This is a genomic window from Stenotrophomonas sp. C-A (genome assembly GCF_054030835.1).
Map to the genome: position 1 here is coordinate 148,851 of NZ_CM132916.1, position 16,322 is coordinate 165,172.

Consider the following 16,322-nt stretch of genomic DNA (forward strand, 5'->3'; position numbering starts at 1 on the left):
ACCGTCACTGCGCGCCGTCGGTCGGCAGCAGCCGGCCGATCCGGTCCAGCGCCTGCTGCAGCGCCGAGCGGTCGGACCACACCGATTCGGGCAGCGCGAGCAATGCACGCAGTCGCAGCTTCACGATGGCATGGGCCTGCGCGAATGCTGCGGCCTTGTCGGCATCGCTACCCGCTACGGCCGCCGGATCGGGCAGGCCCCAGTGGCCGCGGATGAAATCACCGAACACCACCGGGCAGGCCTCCGCTGCGGCTGAGTCGCATACGGTGATGACCAGGTCCATCGGGGCTGCATCCACGAACTCATCCCACGACTTGCTGCGCAGCCCTTCAATGGGCATCCCTTCGGCCTGCAGCTGCGCCAGTGCGAACGGATTGACCTGGCCGGTGGGCTGGCTGCCGGCACTGAAGGCGGTGAAGCGATCGCCGTCCCAGGCGCGCAGGGTGGCTTCGGCAAGCACGCTGCGGGCACTGTTGCCGGTACAGAGGAACAGGACAGAACGGGTCATGGGGCAATCGCTTCGATGGGGAAGGTCGTATGCGGTGTCAGCACTTGCACGCAGGTGCTGCGGGTGCGCACTCAGCGTCCGGCGAGCCCGCGCAGCAGTTGTGCGTCAGGTACTCGATCAAGCCGTTCATGGCGCCGAAGTTGGCCCGATAGCAGACATGGCGGCCCTGGCTTTCGCTCTCCACCAGCCCGGCCTGCACCAGCTCCTTCAGGTGGAAGCTGAGCGTGGCTGGGGGCACCTGCAGGGCCGTGGCGATGTCGCCCGCCATGCGCCCTGCCGGGCCAGCCTCCACCAGCAGGCGGAAGGCAGCCAGGCGGGTGGCATGGCCGAGGGCGGTGAGGGCGGCGATTGCATTCAACGTTTCCATATTTCTAGAATAGTCGAATGAATAAGCCGATCACAAGTACCCACCTGCCCAACCTGGTGGAATCGTCATTGCCTCAGCCCGATCATCACCAGCTCGCCGCGGCAGATCTGGGGCCGCCACGCATCCTCCTGCTCTACGGCTCGCTGCGGCCGCAGTCGTTCAGTCGCAAGCTGGCGCTGGAAGCCGAACGGCTGCTGCGTCACCTGGGGTGCGAGACCCGCGTGTTCGACCCGCATGCGCTGCCGATGCTGGACAGCGTGGACACGAGTCATCCCGAAGTGCAGCGGCTGCGCGCGTGGTCGCAGTGGTCGGAAGGCCAGGTCTGGGTCAGCCCCGAGCGGCACGGCACGGTCACCGGCGTGTTCAAGAACCAGATCGACTGGCTGCCATTGGAGGATGGCAGCGTGCGGCCCACGCAAGGCAGGACGCTGGCGGTGATGCAGGTGAGCGGCGGCTCGCAGTCGTTCAACACGGTCAACACGCTGCGCGTGCTTGGACGTTGGATGCGCATGCTGACCATCCCCAACCAGTCGTCGGTGGCCAAGGCCTGGCAGGAATTCGATGAAGAGGGGCGCATGAGGCCCTCGCCGTACTACGACCGGGTGGTGGATGTGATGGAAGAGCTGGTGAAGTTCACGCTGCTGACGCGAGGGCGGTCGGATTACCTGGTGGACCGCTACAGCGAGCGGAAGGGCGACGCGCACGCCGCGGCATTGGCGCGGGCCGCAGGGGCTGCGGCTTCCTGAATTCCAATCTGCCGACGAGCGTGTTACTTGCTTGCGCGCCGCGCGCCCTTCTCGTCTTCGTCCTTCGCATCCCCGCGGCTCTGCGCGAATTCCGGGAACGTCTTCGCGATCGAATCCTTGTCCGGCAGGATGTAGAAGACGCCGCCCTTCTGGAACGTGGACGCCACGATCTGTTCGTAGAACGCGGCGGAAACATTGATGCAGCCGTGGGTGACGCGGTTGTCGTCGGGCGAGGGCGATGCCAGCCGTTCGGCGCGCTTCTCTTTCGGTGTGCCGGGTGGCAGTGGATGCAGCGAGACCGCCGAATCGTAGTCCACCCACAACACGCGCCCGGCATCATCAGAGGGGCCGTAGCCGCCGATGAAGCGGCCGGCAGGCGTGGTGCGGTCGTGGCCGGGAATCGCGCTCAGTGCGAGCTTGGCCACGCCGGGTGCGGAGTGATCACCGATGGCCGAACCGAACAGCGCCGGGGCCGCGCCGCGCAACTTGCCGTCACCGCCGAACACCAGGACCTGCGCCGCCGCCTTGTCCATGACCGCAAACGGATAGCCCTGGTTGTCCTTGCTGGCGACGACCCAGCCGGCCAGCTCGATCACCGTTTCGGACACGCTCTGGTCAGCCGGAAGTTCATCAATGGCGGCTACCGATGGTGCAGGTGCGTCCTTGTCCCTGGCGTTGGCTACGCCGCTGCACGCAACGACCAGTGCCATGGCCAGTGCGGCATGGAGGGCGCGGCGTGCAGGGGAGGAGTAGGTACGAATGGGACGGCTCCTTGCAATGCAGTCTTGGGTGGAAGGACGCCAGTGGCCGGCGAAGGCCACTGGTTCCCGATACAGAGATGGATCAATTCAAGCAGTGAGGGAGCGATTACCCGCGCGGCTTGCGGCCGGCCGGTGCCCTTTCAAGCTGCTGCACGCGACCTTCGATCTGGTCCAGACGCTGGTTGGCCTGCTGCGCGGACTGGTTGGCGGACTCCGCGCTCTGCGCAGCACCCTGCACCTTGACGTCGAGCTGGTCGAGACGCGAGTTGATGGTTGCAAACTCGTTCTTGTAAGAGGCGCAGGCGCCAAGGCTGACGGTGGCGATGAGCGCTACAGCAAGTGCGCGGGCCGTCTTCATGTGTTGCGGGTTCAGGTTCATTGCACTCCCTCCTTCGTCTGGGGAAGCTGGAATATAGCGGCGTTTGTTCCCGCTGCTGACAAGCGCTTTCAGCTGAAATTTGAATACGTGGATGGGTTGTGAAGTCCGCTTCTGACCCAGCATTAACAAGCGGGATCAGGCGAGCTGATGTACGCCGGCCGATCGCCTTGTGCCTGTTCAGAACAGCCAATTCATCTGTATGAAGCCGATATCACCCTGTGAGGCTTTCGCGTGTTCATACAGGCTGCAAACGCGGATTGCCCGTTGCCCGGTAGATCGGCGCGTATGGCTACTTCAAGGCCGGCAGCGTGAAGCCACTGCCGTAGACAATGCCAACGAGGGTCTGCAGGAAGTCAGAGGTTGGAATGCGCTCGCCATTGGTGGAGTACGCGATCGACACATCATCGGCAGGGTTGTAGATGACGCGCGAATGAGAGCCCAGTACATCGCCAGCGTGGCCCAGGAAGCGCTGCTCACCGAACGGGAACTCGGCCAGTCCTTTTCCCCAGCCCGCGCCGGCAACCGGCGTCATCCGGTCGAGGCTTTCCCTGCGCAGCAACCGGTTGTGGAACAGCGCGTTGATCAGCACGTTCAGTTCGCGCGTGGTGCCGGCGATGTCGCCCACGCCGATGACGTTGGTGTACGCGATGTCCTTGATCTCGTTCCACTGCCCTGCGTATGCATAGGACTTGAAGGTGTTGGCGGTGTGCGACGGTGCTGCAGCGAAGTGCTGCAACGCCAGCGGTTCTGCAATCTGCTGTTCGACGATGTGCTGGTAGTCGGTGCCGTAGCGCTGTTCCAGGATCATCCGCAGCAGCAGGTAGGCAGAGTTGGAGTAGGCCACGCGCGTCCCCGGCTCGAACGCAGTGCCCTGCCTTCGTATCTCGTCGAGGATCCGTGCCTGGCTAACCTCGTCCACCACCCAGACCGCGCCGTCCTTTATCGCGAAGTTGCCCAGGCCACTGGAATGCGCCAGCAGATGGCCAACGGTGATCTGCTGCGCCGACGGCATGTCGGGGAAGAAGTCCGACAGGTGATCGTCCAGGCTCAACCGGCCTTCTTCGATCAGCTTGAACGCCAGGATGGCGGTGACCATCTTGGTCACCGAGGCGATCTGGTAGCGGGTGCTGTCGTCGTGCGCGACGGGCGGCAGGCTGTTCTGCCCGAAGCTTCTGTTGTAGACCTCGTGGCCATTCCTGAAGATGGACACGCTGCCGACGCCTGCGTTGCTTTTCTCGACCTGATCGAGGAAGTCATCCAGCGTGCCCGCATTGACCCCCGCCGCAGAGGCGGCTGCATGCGCACCGTGCGCAAGCATCGGCATCGTGAGCAGCAGAAGCAGGCAAGCCAGTCTCTTCATCTCGCGACCCTGGGTTGGATTTATGCGTACGCAGCGCAGTTGGAGTTCCCTGAACGGGAGCCTTATTTATACACCAGTCAGTTCAATATTCAGGGTCGATTAGACCCCCTAACGGATAATTCACACCTGTCGACCGCCTCCTCTCTCTCCCCCTCCCGGGAGGCGGTCGACGAAACCAAAATAATTAAAGGTGTGTCCCGATGAACAAGAATTCGCTGCTCGCCCTAGGTCTTCTGGCTGCTCTGCCGTTCGCTGCATCGGCGACCGATGGCCTGTCGTACAACTACGTTGAAGGCGGCTACGTGAACACCGATGCCAAGGGCGGCGACGCCGATGGCTGGAAGGTGAAGGGTTCCGTGGCGGTGCACCCGAACTTCCACGTCTTTGGCGACTACAGCGCCCAGGAAACCGACAAGTTCAAGAATGACGTCGACCAGTGGCGCCTGGGTGTCGGCTACAACTACGGCATCGCACCGAACACCGATCTGGTGGCCCGTGTTGCGTACCAGAAGTACGACGAGAAGCGCGGCCTGGACTTCAACGGCTATTCCACCGAAGTGGGCGTGCGCACCGCGTTCAACCCGTACGTGGAAGGCTACGTGATGGCCGGCTACGAAGATTTCAGCAAGAAGCACGGTTACAACCCGGACGGCGAGTTCTACGGCCGTGTGGGCGCCACCGCCAAGTTCAACCAGAACTGGGGCCTGAGCGGCGAAGTGAAGCTGGCCAAGGCCGGCGACCGCGAGTGGTTCGTGGGCCCGCGCTTCACCTGGTAACAAACGCCTGTCGTTAGTGCGTGTTGTGCTGGCGTGTGACTCTCTCTCTCTCCCACACGCCAACCGAAGCCCGGCCTCGCGCCGGGCTTCACTTTTATGGGCCCTGTGGCGCCACAATGCGGCATGGGCGACCCTTCCTCCCTCGCAGGTACCGGCACGGCCTACCAGGAGCATCTGGCGCCTGCGCCGCTGCGCGGCCACTTTGGCCAGCTGTGGCAGAGCCAGCTTCCTGCCGATGCCGATGGGCACATCACCGTACTGCCCGATGGCTGCGTGGATATCCTCTGGCGCGACGGTGCGTTGTTCGTCGTCGGCCCGGACCGCGTGGCCGCGCACCCGGCGCTGGCACCCGGTGCGCAGGTGTTGGGGGCACGCTTCCGTCCCGGCCAGGCGTTGGCGGCACTGGGCCTGCCTTTGGCCGAGATCATCGGCCAGGCCGTGCCACTGGCCGATCTGAAGGGCGCGTGGGCGAGCAGGGCTGCAGCCTCCATTGGTGACACCGCGCCTGCACAGCGCCTGCAGCGAATGGCGCACTGCCTGCACCAGCATATGAGTGCGGCCGCGCTCGATACCCCGGCGCGGCGCGCCCATGTCCTGTTCCAGGCGCTCGCCGCTGGTCACGCCACGCTGGATACGCTGGCGGCGCACTTGAGCCTGAGCCCGCGCAGCCTGCGGCGCTTCAGCCAGTCGCAGTTCGGCTATGGGGCGAAGACGCTGGAGCGGATCCTGCGCCTGCAACGTTTCCTGCGCCACAGCCGCGCGCTGCCGCAGCACTCGCTGGCAATGCTGGCCGCCGAGGCCGGCTATGCCGACCAGGCCCATCTCAGTCGCGAGGCGCGTGAGCTGGGTGGCATGACCGCACGCGAACTGCGCCTCGAATGGGGCCAATGATGGCCGTTTCGTTCAAGACCTCGATGCCGCGCTGATTGAAGCTGGGGCTCCCACCACGGAGCCACGCCATGAGCCACGTCGCACCCCACGATGCCGAATGCCGCATCGACAACATCGAATTCAACGTCGCCGACATTGCCCGCAGCAAACGCTTCTACGGCGAGGTGTTCGGTTGGCACTTCACCGACTACGGGCCGGCCTACACCGAGTTCTACGACGGCCGTCTGAAAGGCGGCTTCGTGTCTGACGCACCGGTGCGTGCACACGGGGGGCCGCTGGTGATCCTGTACTGCGCGGACCTGGCCGAGACGCAGCAACGCGTAGTTGCCGCCGGTGGCGAGGTGGTGCAGGCGGTGTTCGCGTTCCCCGGTGGTCGCCGCTTCCACTTCCGCGATCTGGACGGCTATGAGCTGGCGGTCTGGAGTGATGCGACCTGAACCTGCTGATGCCCGCCGCGGAGCATGCATACTGGGCCGAGCCAGGCAGAGTCCAGCGCATGCTGATCCCCATTTCCGCGTATGTGCAGCAGGCCGACGGCAATACCGTGCAGGTGGTGGTGCTGGACGCAGACGCGCGTGCGGCGTTGCAGGCACTCGGCGTGGCGGGGCAGGCGGCGACATTGTGCGCCGAAATGGACGACGACATCGGCAAAGCCCGCTTGTTCGCTGCCCTGCGTGACCGGGGCGTAGCGTTCTTGGCCGGTCGCGAATGGAGCCCGGCCGAGGTCTTTGCCTGGCTTCGCGACCGCGGTCTGCTCGAAGGTCCGTATCTGCGCATCGCCTGGAACGACCCACAGCAGTACGCTGTCTGCATCGAGCCGTGATGCGTCCAGGCTGATACGGCCCTAGCGGACCGGCTTGCGATACGCCTCCGACAGCGTGGCCTTGTACTGCGCCAGCGGTTGCAGCCCCATGGCCTGGCGCCGTGCTTCCAGTCCGTCCATGTCTTCGGTGGGCCGCAGCTCCATCGTGCCGTCGCCGGCGGTGGTGAACTGGCTGCCGTAACGCTGCGGCTTGCCCTGCGCGAGCAGTACGCGATCGGTCAGCAACGCCAGATCGGGAAGATCGGCCTCGCCGGCCTTCGCCGCATGTTCGATCAGCGGCAGTACCTGTGCCTGGAACGCGGGATCGTGATCGGCGTGCTGGACGATCAGCCAAGCCGCCTTGGCTCCGTCATGGCCGACCCGCGAATAGGTCGGCCAGCCCTTGTCGGCAATCACGGTCTTCAACCAATCGGCATTGGCCTGGGCCACCGGTGCTACGCCCTTGAACGCATCGCCACCCCCCGCGTCGATGGCCACATGCTGGGCGGCCTGGTCACGTCCGGCGCGTTCCAGCAGCTCTTTGCGCAACGGTGCGTCCAGCTGCGCGAGGCGTTGCTGCTCGGCGGCTTCCACGCGCCGCTGCATGTCCGGCCACGCCGGATCGGCGCGCAGGGCGTTCAGCCCCGGCCGATCCTTGTGCAGCAGATCATCGAATGACAGGCGCCCGCGGGGCAGCAGTTGGTTCACGTAGTCCATTGCCTGGCTGCGGTCGCCGGCAGCGGCCGTGCATTCAACCAGCAGCAGCTCGCCGCCGTCGGCGAAGCGGCCACCACGCTGCAACAGCTCGCCGAGCAGTCGCGCGCATCCGCTGAAGTCATCGGCGCCGTAGCGATCTAGGGCGGTGAAGAAGGGATCCTCGGCAGCGGCGTGCGCGCCAAGCGGTGTGCCCAACGCCAGAGCGAGGGCCACGGTTGTGGCGGATGCGCGCAGCCACTGCATCGATGTATGGGACATCAGCGTCTTCCTCCGTGAAGTGCAGGGATGGCCACGTGTTGCCGGCCTCATGGCGCAGGCTAGCAGTGTCATGGCGCTGTCTCAAACGCACGCGGCATCCGCCGCGACCTGAGAACCGCTCCGTCGCCGATCAGGGGCTTCGGCTATGATCGCCCGCACATCGCCACACGCGATGCGCCCGCCTCAAGCCAGCAGGAACCGCCGTGAACTCCCAGCCCGCACCGATCACCGCCCTCAACCACACGCTCGACAACGAGCCGCAGCAGATCACCGCGCCACTGACCCATTCGGCGGCATTCCTGGTGCTGAAGGTGAAGGATGATGAGGCGTCGATCGCAAAGGCGCGCGAGGTACTGGCCAGCACCGATGACCTGATCAAGAACACCGCCATCCGCGAGATCGAGCGCACCTTCACCTGCAACGTGGCCATCGGCCACCGCGTGTGGCAGCCGCTGGTCGGCACCACGCCGCCGCGTGAGCTGCAGCCGTTCCGCGAGATCAAGGGCGCTACCCACACGGCGGTGTCCACGCCCGGCGACCTGCTGTATCACATCCGCGCACGCACCATGGATCTGATCGTGGCGTTCGAGCGCAACCTGCTGATGGCCTTTGGCGATGCGGTAGAGACGGTCGATGACGTGGCCGGCTTCCGCTACTTCGATGGCCGCGACCTGCTCGATTTCGTCGACGGCACCGCCAATCCGGAAGGGCTGTCGCTGCCGGAAGCCACGATCGTGGGCGAGGAAGACCCGGAGCATGCTGGTGGCAGTTACGTGGTGGTGCAGAAGTACCTGCACAATCTTGATGCCTGGCGCGCGCAGAAGACTGAAGCGCAGGAAGCGATCATCGGCCGCACCAAGCACGACAACATCGAGCTGGACGATGCGCCGGCCGATGCGCAGAAGTCGCACAAGACGCTGTGCACCATCGAAGACGCCGACGGCGAGCACGAGATCCTGCGCGACAACATGCCGTTCGCCAACCCGGGCCGTGGCGAGTACGGCACCTACTTCATTGGCTACACCCGCCGCCTGTGGGTGATCGAGAAGATGCTGGAGCGTATGTTCATCGGCAATCCCGCGCCGCTGCACGACCGCATCCTCGATTTCTCCACCGCAACCACCGGCGTGACCTTCTTCGCGCCCTCGCGCAAAGTGCTGGCCGATCTGGGCGATTGATCGCGCCTCTCGTCCTTGCGCAGGCTGCTGGCCGCTCTGTTCCAGTAGATCCACGCCATGCGTGGATGGTGCGCACGTTGCCCGCAGCAGCCACGCATGGCGTGGCTCTACTGTGCCGCCATCTGCCTGTCATCTGTGGCGCTGACCATGGTCCGCTGGATGGAAGCGCAGGAGACGGGCGATGACCATGGCAGGGAACAGGAGCGGCGCACGCCGCTGGTGGCGGCCGCTGGCCGCGTTGTTCGGTGCGCTGGCACTGGGGAGCGCCGCGGTGTCTGCGCAGGAAGCTCCTGCACACTGGATGGCCTATGCCGCCGCCGTGGGGGGCCAGCTGCAGCAGCGCCTGCAGCAGGAGCAGGACCCGCAGGCGCAGCGCGTGCTGGAATGGCTGCAGGCACATCCGGACGCACCGACGCCGCTGCCGGTGAGCGTGTGGATCGCGGCGGATGGTCGCATCTCGAAGCTGGAATTCGACAGCCTGGGTGACGCCCAGGTCGACGTCGACCTGCGCGCGACGCTGCAGGCCGCGCCGTTGCAGGCAGCCCCGCCGGCGGACATGCGCCAGCCGCTGCGGCTGGGCCTGGTGCTAACCCAGTAGATCCACGCCATGTGTGGATGTGCCTGGTAGATGCCGACCTTGGTCGGCACGCACGCCAACCAAGGTTGGCGACTACCGGTGGCCCCCAGCCACGCATGGCGTGGCTCTACTGCGTTGCCACCTGTGGTTCACGCGCGGCCGCGCTCCATGCGCGCAGGCCGAACACGGCCAGGCCGAGGAAGAACACGTACAGCGCGGCGGTCACGTGTAGTGACTTGAACAGATACGTGCCCACGTAGACCACGTCCACCGCAATCCACACCCACCAGCACGCCACATGCCGCCGCGCCTGCCACCACTGCCCGACCAGGCTCAGGCCGGTCAGCAGCGCGTCCAACCACGGCAACGCGGCATCGGTGAAGGTGTGCATGGCTGCACCCAGCGCCACGCCACCGCACAGGCCGATGGCCAGGTCGCGCAACAGCTTGCCGCGCGCCAGCGGCACGATGCGGATGCTGCCCTCATCGGCGGCGTGCTGGCGCCAGTTGAGCCAGCCATAGATCAGGAAACCGCCGAAGGCAACCTGCAGCAGGGTGTCCGAATACAGCTTGGCCTCGGCGAACACCAGCCCGTACAGCGTCACCGACAGCAGGCCCACCGGCCACGCCGCCAGCCGGCGCCGGGCCATCAGCCAGACGCCGAGGATGCTGCACAGCGCGGCGGTCCACTCGAGCATCACGCCGCTCACAGCGCGAACGTCACCGACAGGCGGGCCTGTCGCGGTGCGCCGGGGAACAGGTAGTAGTCACCACCGCTGCTGCCGGTATCGCGCCAGTAGAAGCGGTTGAACACGTTGTCCACCGACAGGTTCCAGGTCACTGCACGTTCGTGCAGGCGATGCTGGAAACGCAGGCCGGCGTCGAATACCGAATAGTCGGGGGCGCGCACGCCGCCGTCGGCACGGGCCACGTTGGCACCGGCATAGCGCCAGCCACCGGTCACGTCCAGGCCCGGCACGAACGGCAGCGCGTAGGCCACGTGCACGCTGGCGCGCACCTTCGGCACGTTCACCAGCTGATGACCTTCATAGGCCGGGGTACCGGTGTCGCGCGCGCGCGCCTGCAGCACGCTGGCACTGGCCACGATCTGCAATGTATCGGTCAGCCGGCCGTTGGCGGTCAGCTCCAGGCCGGTGTGGGTCTGGGTGCCTTCCTCGACGAAGGTGTAGCCCACGTCGCTGTTGTCCGGCTTGGCGTACTGGTACGGCTGCGAAATGCGGAACACGGCCGCACCGAGGGTCAGCGCCTCGACCGGCACGTACTTCACGCCCACTTCCAGCTGCCGCGACTGCACCGACGGCAGGAAGGTGTCGGCGTTGCTGGTCCAGAACGGCGCTTCCTGGCCCAGCGATATGCCGCGCACGTAGCTGGCGTAGGCGTTGAGCTGGTCGGTGGCCTTCCACACCACTGCGGTCTGCGGCAGGAAGCGCGACAGGCGGCTGTGCCGCTGCGGGACGCCACGCTTGTCGTAGGCACGCTCGTCCAGGCGCACGAAGCGACCACCGGCCAGCCATTGCCAGTCATCGCCGAAGCTGATCCGGTCCAGCGCGAAGAACGCGGTCTGGCGGCTGTCCAGGCGACGTGCGGACGGGCCCGGCATCTTCGGCGACGGTGCGAACACCGGCACCTGCGCATCGTGGATGTTGGTGGTGCCAACGTATTCGTTGACGCTCGGGCGCTTGTCCACGGTGCGGCGGAAGTAGTCGGCACCGATGGTCAGCTCATGGCCGACGCTGCCGGTCTCGAAACGGCCGCGCAGCTCGGCACGGGCCTGCTGGTTGCGGCGGGTGTCGTCCGGGCTGCGGTAGTCGTAGATGTCGTAGTCGCCGTTGGGTGCGAAGTAGTTGCCTGGCACACTGCCATCGGCGCATTGCACGGCGTAGTAGCAGCCGTAGGCGAAGGCGACGTTGTCGTCGATCACCGAGCGGCTGTGGCCGACCGAGACGCGCGACTGCCAGGCGTCGTTGAAATCGTAGGTGTGCAGGGCGGTGATGTTGGTGCTGGCGATATCCACCGGACGCTGCCACGGCTGGTAGCCGAGCAGATGCTCGCGGTCGACGCCGCGCGGCAGGTCGCGTGCGCCCAGCAGCTGGTAGCCGGACACCGAACGCTGCGAGCTGGTCTGGTAGTTGGCATCCACTTCCAGCTTGCCGCGTTCGCCGATCAGCCAGTCGGCGGCCAGCGAGTAGAAGTTGCGGCGGCCATCGGCGTGCTCGACATAGGAATTGCTGGAATCCCATGCGGCATTCAGGCGCAGGCCGAAACGCGGGGTGATCCAGTGGCCGACATCGACGGCGACGTAGCGCGAGCCTTCCGAGTCGGTACCGAGCGTGGCGGTGCGCACTTCGGCCGGGCGCTTGCCGATGTAGTTGATGATGCCGCCGGGCGCCATCACGCCTGCGGCCAGACCGGCTTCACCCTTGAGGATCTCAACCGACTGCACGTTCTCCAGCGCCAGGCGCTGTTCGCCGGCGATGGACAGGCCGTTGAAGCGATAGCCGGTGGCGGCGTCCAGGGCGAAGCCACGGATCGCGATGTTCTGGTAGTAGCCCACCGGCGCATACGCATCACCCAGCGAGGCATCGTTGCTGGCCAGCTCGGACAGCGAACGCACCTGGCGGCGATCGAGGTAATCGCGCTCGAGCACGTTCACCGAGGCCGGCGTGTCCTTCCAGCTGCCGCCACCGAAGGCGTTCACGCGCGAGGTATCGGCCTTCGGTTTGCCGGCCTGCACGCGCACCGCTGCCAGTTCGGTCGGCGAGCGCTCGGCGCCGGTGGCAGCCGCATCGGGGGACGCTTCGGCCTCGCTGGCGTGCAGCGGCAGCGCGGCGCAGAGGGCGAGGGAGAGCAGGGTGGGGCGCAGGCAGCGGTTCATTCGATTCGTCTTCGGACAACAAGGGAGACGAAGCGACGGCGCGCAGGTGCACCGGCCCATGATGGGGGTGTGGCTGCGGCTCAAAGCTCCCTACGCCGGTGCAAACCGGATCAGGTTCCAAGGGACTCTCTCAGCCTGGCAGATCCAGGCACCCCCGCTTCAGGTGACCATTTCACTACAAATGGTACGGATTTGCGAGCCGGCGCCCTTCAGGCTGCCGCGTGCAGGGCCTGCAGCAGTGCCTGTCCCGGCGCGCTGTGGAACCACGCCGGGTGCCCCAGCATGAAGGGCTGCCACGCCACGTCGGCATTCGCGGTCGAGCCGGTGACACCTTCGAAGTACTCCACTTCGGACAGTGCGAAGTCGAAATGGACCATCGGCAGCAGGTCGGCCAGCAGGTGCACGCGTGCCGCCGACAGCGGCAGTACCTGGCGGTAGCCGTCGAGCAGGGCCAGCGCGGTATCGATGCGCACCGCCTCCATGCCGCGCTCCAGCTCCAGCCACGCCACCGCGTTGCGCTCGATCGCGGTGGCGAGGTCGAACAGTGCGCTGGTGGGCGAGGCCAGGCCGAAATCCAGCACGGTACTGATCTGCCCATCGCGCCACAGCAGGTTGGAAACATGCCAGTCGTTGTGGGCCCACAGCCGCGGCTCGTCGCGCAGGCGCTTGGCCAGGCCGGCATGCCACGGCAACACGTCACGCTGCAGCTGCGCTTCCCACGGAATGCGCGCGAGATAGCGGGCCAGCCCGGGGCGCTCGTGCAGCCCTGCCTTGATGGCCGCGATCGGATCGTCGGCGCGGATCAGATCGTCGCGCGCGACCAGCACATGGGTGCTGCGCTGCGCCGAGTGATAGCTGGCCGCAGCGCGGTGCAGCTGCGCGAGTGCGCGCCCGGCTTCGCGGGCCTGTGCGACATCGGTCAGCAGCGACCACGACACGGCGTCGCGGTACAGGTCCTCACCGACGCCAACCGCATGCAGCTCGAAGGTCCATTCGCCATGCTCGACGGCGCTGTGGCCATCGGTGGCCGGCAGCACCTGTACCACCGGCACGCCGGCGGCGGCGAGATGGGCGATGAAGTGGTGTTCTTCTTCCAGGCAGGCCGCACTGCGCACGTTGTGGTGGTGGCGCTTGATGAACACCGCGCCGTCCACACCGTCGACGATCGCGGCGGCCGACAGCGGTCGGGGGCTGTGCCAGCGCGGTTGGCTGTGCTCGCCCAGCTGCGGGTAACGCCGGCGCAGCCACGCGATGTCCGCCGCGCTGATCGGTGGCCAGTCGGCAGCGACCTCGTCGTTGTTGAGGCCCTGCACGCGGTGGGAAGAAGAAGTCATGCCGCAGCCCCGGTGGGGAAAGTCACATCCAAGGCTGCGCATTCAACGCCATGCACGCGGCCAACGCAAACGGGCGGGTCATCGACCCGCCCGTCCGTGCATCGGCATGGGAGATGCCGCGCTGCTTACCAGCCGCGATGGCGACCGCGGTCGTGGTAGTAGCGGTTGTCGTAGTAGCGCTCGCGCTGCCAGCGACGGTCGTCACCGCGGTCGTAGTAGCCGCTGCGGTAGTAGCCACGGTCGTAACGGCGATCGTAGCGGTCGTCGTAACGACGATTATCGTAGTAACGGCGGTCGCGGCGGTCGGAGGTGGTCAGGTTGCCGATCGCCCCGCCGGCCACGGCGCCGCCCACGGTGGCCGCAGGATCGCCGTTGGAGAGCAGGTTGCCGGCCACGCCACCGACCGCGGCGCCGACCAGGGTGCGCTTGTCCTTCCTCGACATCGCGCTGGCATCGCTGACCACGGCCACACCGGCCACCAGTGCCAGAGCCATCGCCAGACCACGGAAGCTGAGTGCGGAAGTACTGAGCATGTTCGTTCTCCTGTGAGGTGCATGCCACGCTGGGCAGGGAGGGCGTGGGGCGCCCCGGCTGCCGTGGTGTCCACGCTGGCGTTCCAACATTGCCGGAACATTGCCTGGTCCACCGTGCGGCTTGCGCATTCATCTAGCGGCAGGCGGCATGAAGCAAGGCTGAAAGCGGCCTCGGCCGCTCAGCTGGCAGAAAGGGAAAAGGCCACGCGGACGTGGCCCTCCCTTCTCTCCCAAGGCGCTGCGGGCTTAGACGCCCATCGCCTTCTGTGCCTGCCGGGCCTGCTCCTGCTGGGCATCCTGCTGCTGGTGCAGCACGTTCGGCGCGCCCTGCACGGCACCGCTGCTGAGTGCCAGGCTCTGCTCGCTGGCGGCACGGGTATCCACCGCCACGCGGCTGGCGGCGGGGTCACCGATCGTGCCCTGCACGGCAAACAGGCGCTCACCGTTCGGGCTCGGCACCACCGTGTCGATGCGCTGCAGGCCGGCGGCATGCGCCTCCTTGGTCAGGGCCGCAGCGGCGCTTTCCAGCGCGTGGCGATCCTTGAAGGTGCCTGCCGGCATCAGTTCCAGACCCTTGCTGGCCTGGATGAACAATGGATTGCGCGGGTGCCGCTCGTCGTTCAGCAACGGCCGTTCGCGGGCTTCCTTGATGGCCTCCAGCGTCTTCACCCCGACAATGCCGTCGGCCACCAGCCCGTTGTCCTTCTGCAGCTGGCGCACCGCCGCGTCGGTGTTGCGCCCGAAGCGGCCATCCTCGACCAGCGGCTTGCCGTCGGCACCGACGTAGCCGAGGTGGCCCAGCTGCTCCTGCACCTTGCGCACGCCCTCGCTGTGCGCGCCCTGCTTGTACAGTTCGGCGTGCGGGGTGGCAGCGGCCTTGTGCTCGGCGGCAGGCTTGCCCTGGGGCTGCTCATGCGACTGGGTGCGGTTTTCCAGCAGGTCGCGCGCCTTGGACAGCGGATCGGTGGCGTACAGCTTCCAGTTCGGGTGCTCCTTCACCTGCTTGAGGTAGTCCTCGACCGGCATGGTGTGCACGCCCTTGCTGCCGGTGGACTGGCTGATCAGCAGCTTGTCGGTGTTGGGGTCGCGCACCACCATCACGATGTGGTCGATGCCGTTCCAGTGCTCATGGCGGGTCTTGGCCGTATCCAGGCCGATGATCATGCCTTCCTTCAGCGCATCGGGCTTCAGGATCGCGTCGCGGTCCAGCAGCACGCCGGACTGGTCAAACGCCTTGCGCACGATGCCACCGGAACCCAGGTTGCCCAGGTCGATGCGATCGGCCTTGCTGAACACCGCATGCCCGGCCTTCTGGTTGATCTCGTCCATGGTCCGGTTCTGCAGCGTGCCGACCCAACCGGAACAGTCGATGTAACCCTGCTCCACGTTCTTGCCGGTCTTGCCCGGCACGTACAGCGCGTGACCCGGGATGTTGATGGCGTACTTGACGTGGTCGTACTTCAGGCCTGCGTCGTAGGCGGCCTGCAGTTCGATGCCCGGCTTCGGCGCGGCAGCAGCCGTTGCGGTCGCCGCCAGCGTGGCAGCACCGGCCGCCACGGCGGCGCTGGCCGCTGCCGGGGTCTGGGTCTGGCCCGACGCTATCGTCTGCGGCGCGATGTTCTTTTCCGGAATGCTGATCGCCGCGTACTTGTGGATGTAGTAGCTGGAGAACGTCCGCGCCAGGTCGCCATCGTTCATGCCGCGCATCTCGGCCAGGGTGTGGCCGGTCAGCGCCTTCGCGTCGGAACCGATCTGGTTCAGCACGTTGCGGCGCATGTTGATCTCTTCGCCGTGGCTGTTGCGCACCACGCCGAAGGTGCCGGTGGCAATGGCGGTCTGCACCGAGCCATAGCCGGCGCTGCCCTGCTGGTGGGCCAGGTACAGGTCCAATCCGGTGGGCGTGTTGCCCCCGGACAGATACGGGTTGCCGGTGCGCTCGTTGCGGCGCGCCATCGAGTCCAGGTTGTCCTGGTACATCTGCGCGGCCGCTTCGGTGTTGCGGGTGGGGTCGAACTCGTGGCCGGTCAGGTGGTACTGGCGCGCGGAGCCGGGCACGAACTGGAACAGGCCCTTGGCACCCGACGAGGTGTTGTGGGCACGCTCGTTGAAGCTGCCACCGGTCTCGATGTGCGCGAAGCGCATGAAGTCATCGACCGGGATGCCCTTGTGCCGGGCAACCTGCTCGACGATGTCCAGGACTTCCTTTCTGCTGTAGTCATGCTGTGCCATGACGTTTTCCT

At 66.3% G+C, this 16,322-nt stretch carries 18 protein-coding genes and 1 riboswitch; of the genes, 7 read left to right on the forward strand and 11 right to left on the reverse strand.

The window, feature by feature from the left end; translation table 11 throughout:
- Positions 1–4 precede the first annotated feature (4 nt).
- Both ACW5IY_RS00665 and ACW5IY_RS00670 read right to left on the reverse strand, forming a co-directional pair.
- Positions 5–508: an arsenate reductase ArsC gene (locus ACW5IY_RS00665; protein WP_049435425.1), complete on the reverse strand. Its 504-nt coding sequence runs from the start codon at positions 506–508 to the stop codon at positions 5–7.
- A 37-nt stretch (positions 509–545) separates the two neighbouring features.
- Positions 546–875: an ArsR/SmtB family transcription factor gene (locus ACW5IY_RS00670; protein ID WP_049435427.1), complete on the reverse strand. Its 330-nt coding sequence runs from the start codon at positions 873–875 to the stop codon at positions 546–548.
- Between the two features lie 17 nt (positions 876–892).
- Between ACW5IY_RS00670 and arsH the strand changes: the two genes are divergently transcribed.
- Positions 893–1,621, forward strand: coding sequence for an arsenical resistance protein ArsH (gene arsH / locus ACW5IY_RS00675; protein WP_049435428.1), 729 nt, complete (start codon positions 893–895; stop codon positions 1,619–1,621).
- A gap of 23 nt (positions 1,622–1,644) precedes the next feature.
- Here arsH and ACW5IY_RS00680 read toward each other — a convergent pair whose 3' ends face one another.
- The 3 genes from ACW5IY_RS00680 to ACW5IY_RS00690 all read right to left on the reverse strand — a co-directional run bounded on the left by ACW5IY_RS00680 (position 1,645) and on the right by ACW5IY_RS00690 (position 4,121).
- Positions 1,645–2,331, reverse strand: coding sequence for a L,D-transpeptidase (locus ACW5IY_RS00680; protein ID WP_049435429.1), 687 nt, complete (start codon positions 2,329–2,331; stop codon positions 1,645–1,647).
- Positions 2,332–2,488: 157 nt separating this feature from the next.
- Positions 2,489–2,761, reverse strand: a complete 273-nt coding sequence (locus ACW5IY_RS00685) for a hypothetical protein (RefSeq protein WP_010487149.1) — start codon at positions 2,759–2,761, stop codon at positions 2,489–2,491.
- 289 nt (positions 2,762–3,050) lie between these two features.
- Positions 3,051–4,121 (reverse strand): serine hydrolase domain-containing protein, encoded by a 1,071-nt coding sequence (locus tag ACW5IY_RS00690; RefSeq protein ID WP_230080522.1) that lies wholly within the window; start codon positions 4,119–4,121, stop codon positions 3,051–3,053.
- Positions 4,122–4,321: 200 nt separating this feature from the next.
- Between ACW5IY_RS00690 and ACW5IY_RS00695 the strand changes: the two genes are divergently transcribed.
- From ACW5IY_RS00695 to ACW5IY_RS00710, 4 genes are all read left to right on the forward strand, one after another.
- Positions 4,322–4,897 (forward strand): OmpO family porin, encoded by a 576-nt coding sequence (locus ACW5IY_RS00695; protein WP_004134798.1) that lies wholly within the window; start codon positions 4,322–4,324, stop codon positions 4,895–4,897.
- Between the two features lie 123 nt (positions 4,898–5,020).
- Positions 5,021–5,788, forward strand: coding sequence for a helix-turn-helix transcriptional regulator (locus ACW5IY_RS00700; RefSeq protein WP_049435430.1), 768 nt, complete (start codon positions 5,021–5,023; stop codon positions 5,786–5,788).
- Between the two features lie 68 nt (positions 5,789–5,856).
- On the forward strand, positions 5,857–6,225 hold the full coding sequence (locus tag ACW5IY_RS00705; protein WP_049435431.1) for a VOC family protein: 369 nt from the start codon (positions 5,857–5,859) through the stop codon (positions 6,223–6,225).
- Between the two features lie 59 nt (positions 6,226–6,284).
- Entirely contained in the window at positions 6,285–6,611 is a 327-nt protein-coding gene (locus tag ACW5IY_RS00710) for a hypothetical protein (protein ID WP_049435432.1), read from the forward strand.
- A 21-nt stretch (positions 6,612–6,632) separates the two neighbouring features.
- Here the strand turns inward: ACW5IY_RS00710 and ACW5IY_RS00715 are convergent, their stop codons facing one another.
- Positions 6,633–7,565 carry a DUF6624 domain-containing protein gene (locus tag ACW5IY_RS00715; RefSeq protein WP_049435433.1) on the reverse strand — a complete coding sequence of 311 codons (933 nt, stop codon included), beginning with the start codon at positions 7,563–7,565 and terminating at the stop codon, positions 6,633–6,635.
- Positions 7,566–7,768: 203 nt separating this feature from the next.
- Here ACW5IY_RS00715 and ACW5IY_RS00720 point away from each other — a divergent pair, with 203 nt between their 5' ends.
- Both ACW5IY_RS00720 and ACW5IY_RS00725 read left to right on the forward strand, forming a co-directional pair.
- The gene (locus ACW5IY_RS00720; protein ID WP_049435434.1) at positions 7,769–8,743 is read left to right on the forward strand and encodes a Dyp-type peroxidase; all 975 of its coding nucleotides are present in this window, start codon (positions 7,769–7,771) and stop codon (positions 8,741–8,743) included.
- Between the two features lie 181 nt (positions 8,744–8,924).
- Positions 8,925–9,341: a hypothetical protein gene (locus ACW5IY_RS00725; protein ID WP_049435435.1), complete on the forward strand. Its 417-nt coding sequence runs from the start codon at positions 8,925–8,927 to the stop codon at positions 9,339–9,341.
- Positions 9,342–9,447: 106 nt separating this feature from the next.
- Here the strand turns inward: ACW5IY_RS00725 and pnuC are convergent, their stop codons facing one another.
- The 5 genes from pnuC to ACW5IY_RS00750 form a co-directional block, all read right to left on the reverse strand.
- Positions 9,448–10,017, reverse strand: coding sequence for a nicotinamide riboside transporter PnuC (pnuC, locus tag ACW5IY_RS00730; protein ID WP_049435545.1), 570 nt, complete (start codon positions 10,015–10,017; stop codon positions 9,448–9,450).
- 8 nt (positions 10,018–10,025) lie between these two features.
- Entirely contained in the window at positions 10,026–12,215 is a 2,190-nt protein-coding gene (locus tag ACW5IY_RS00735; protein WP_049435437.1) for a TonB-dependent siderophore receptor, read from the reverse strand.
- 70 nt (positions 12,216–12,285) lie between these two features.
- Positions 12,286–12,381: riboswitch (TPP riboswitch) on the reverse strand.
- Between the two features lie 43 nt (positions 12,382–12,424).
- A complete protein-coding gene (locus ACW5IY_RS00740) occupies positions 12,425–13,549 on the reverse strand; it encodes a phosphotransferase (RefSeq protein ID WP_049435439.1) in 1,125 nt (374 codons plus the stop codon).
- A gap of 125 nt (positions 13,550–13,674) precedes the next feature.
- Positions 13,675–14,082 carry a glycine zipper 2TM domain-containing protein gene (locus ACW5IY_RS00745; protein WP_049435440.1) on the reverse strand — a complete coding sequence of 136 codons (408 nt, stop codon included), beginning with the start codon at positions 14,080–14,082 and terminating at the stop codon, positions 13,675–13,677.
- A 246-nt stretch (positions 14,083–14,328) separates the two neighbouring features.
- Positions 14,329–16,311, reverse strand: coding sequence for a peptidoglycan-binding protein (locus tag ACW5IY_RS00750; RefSeq protein WP_049435546.1), 1,983 nt, complete (start codon positions 16,309–16,311; stop codon positions 14,329–14,331).
- Between the last annotated feature and the right edge of the window lie 11 nt (positions 16,312–16,322).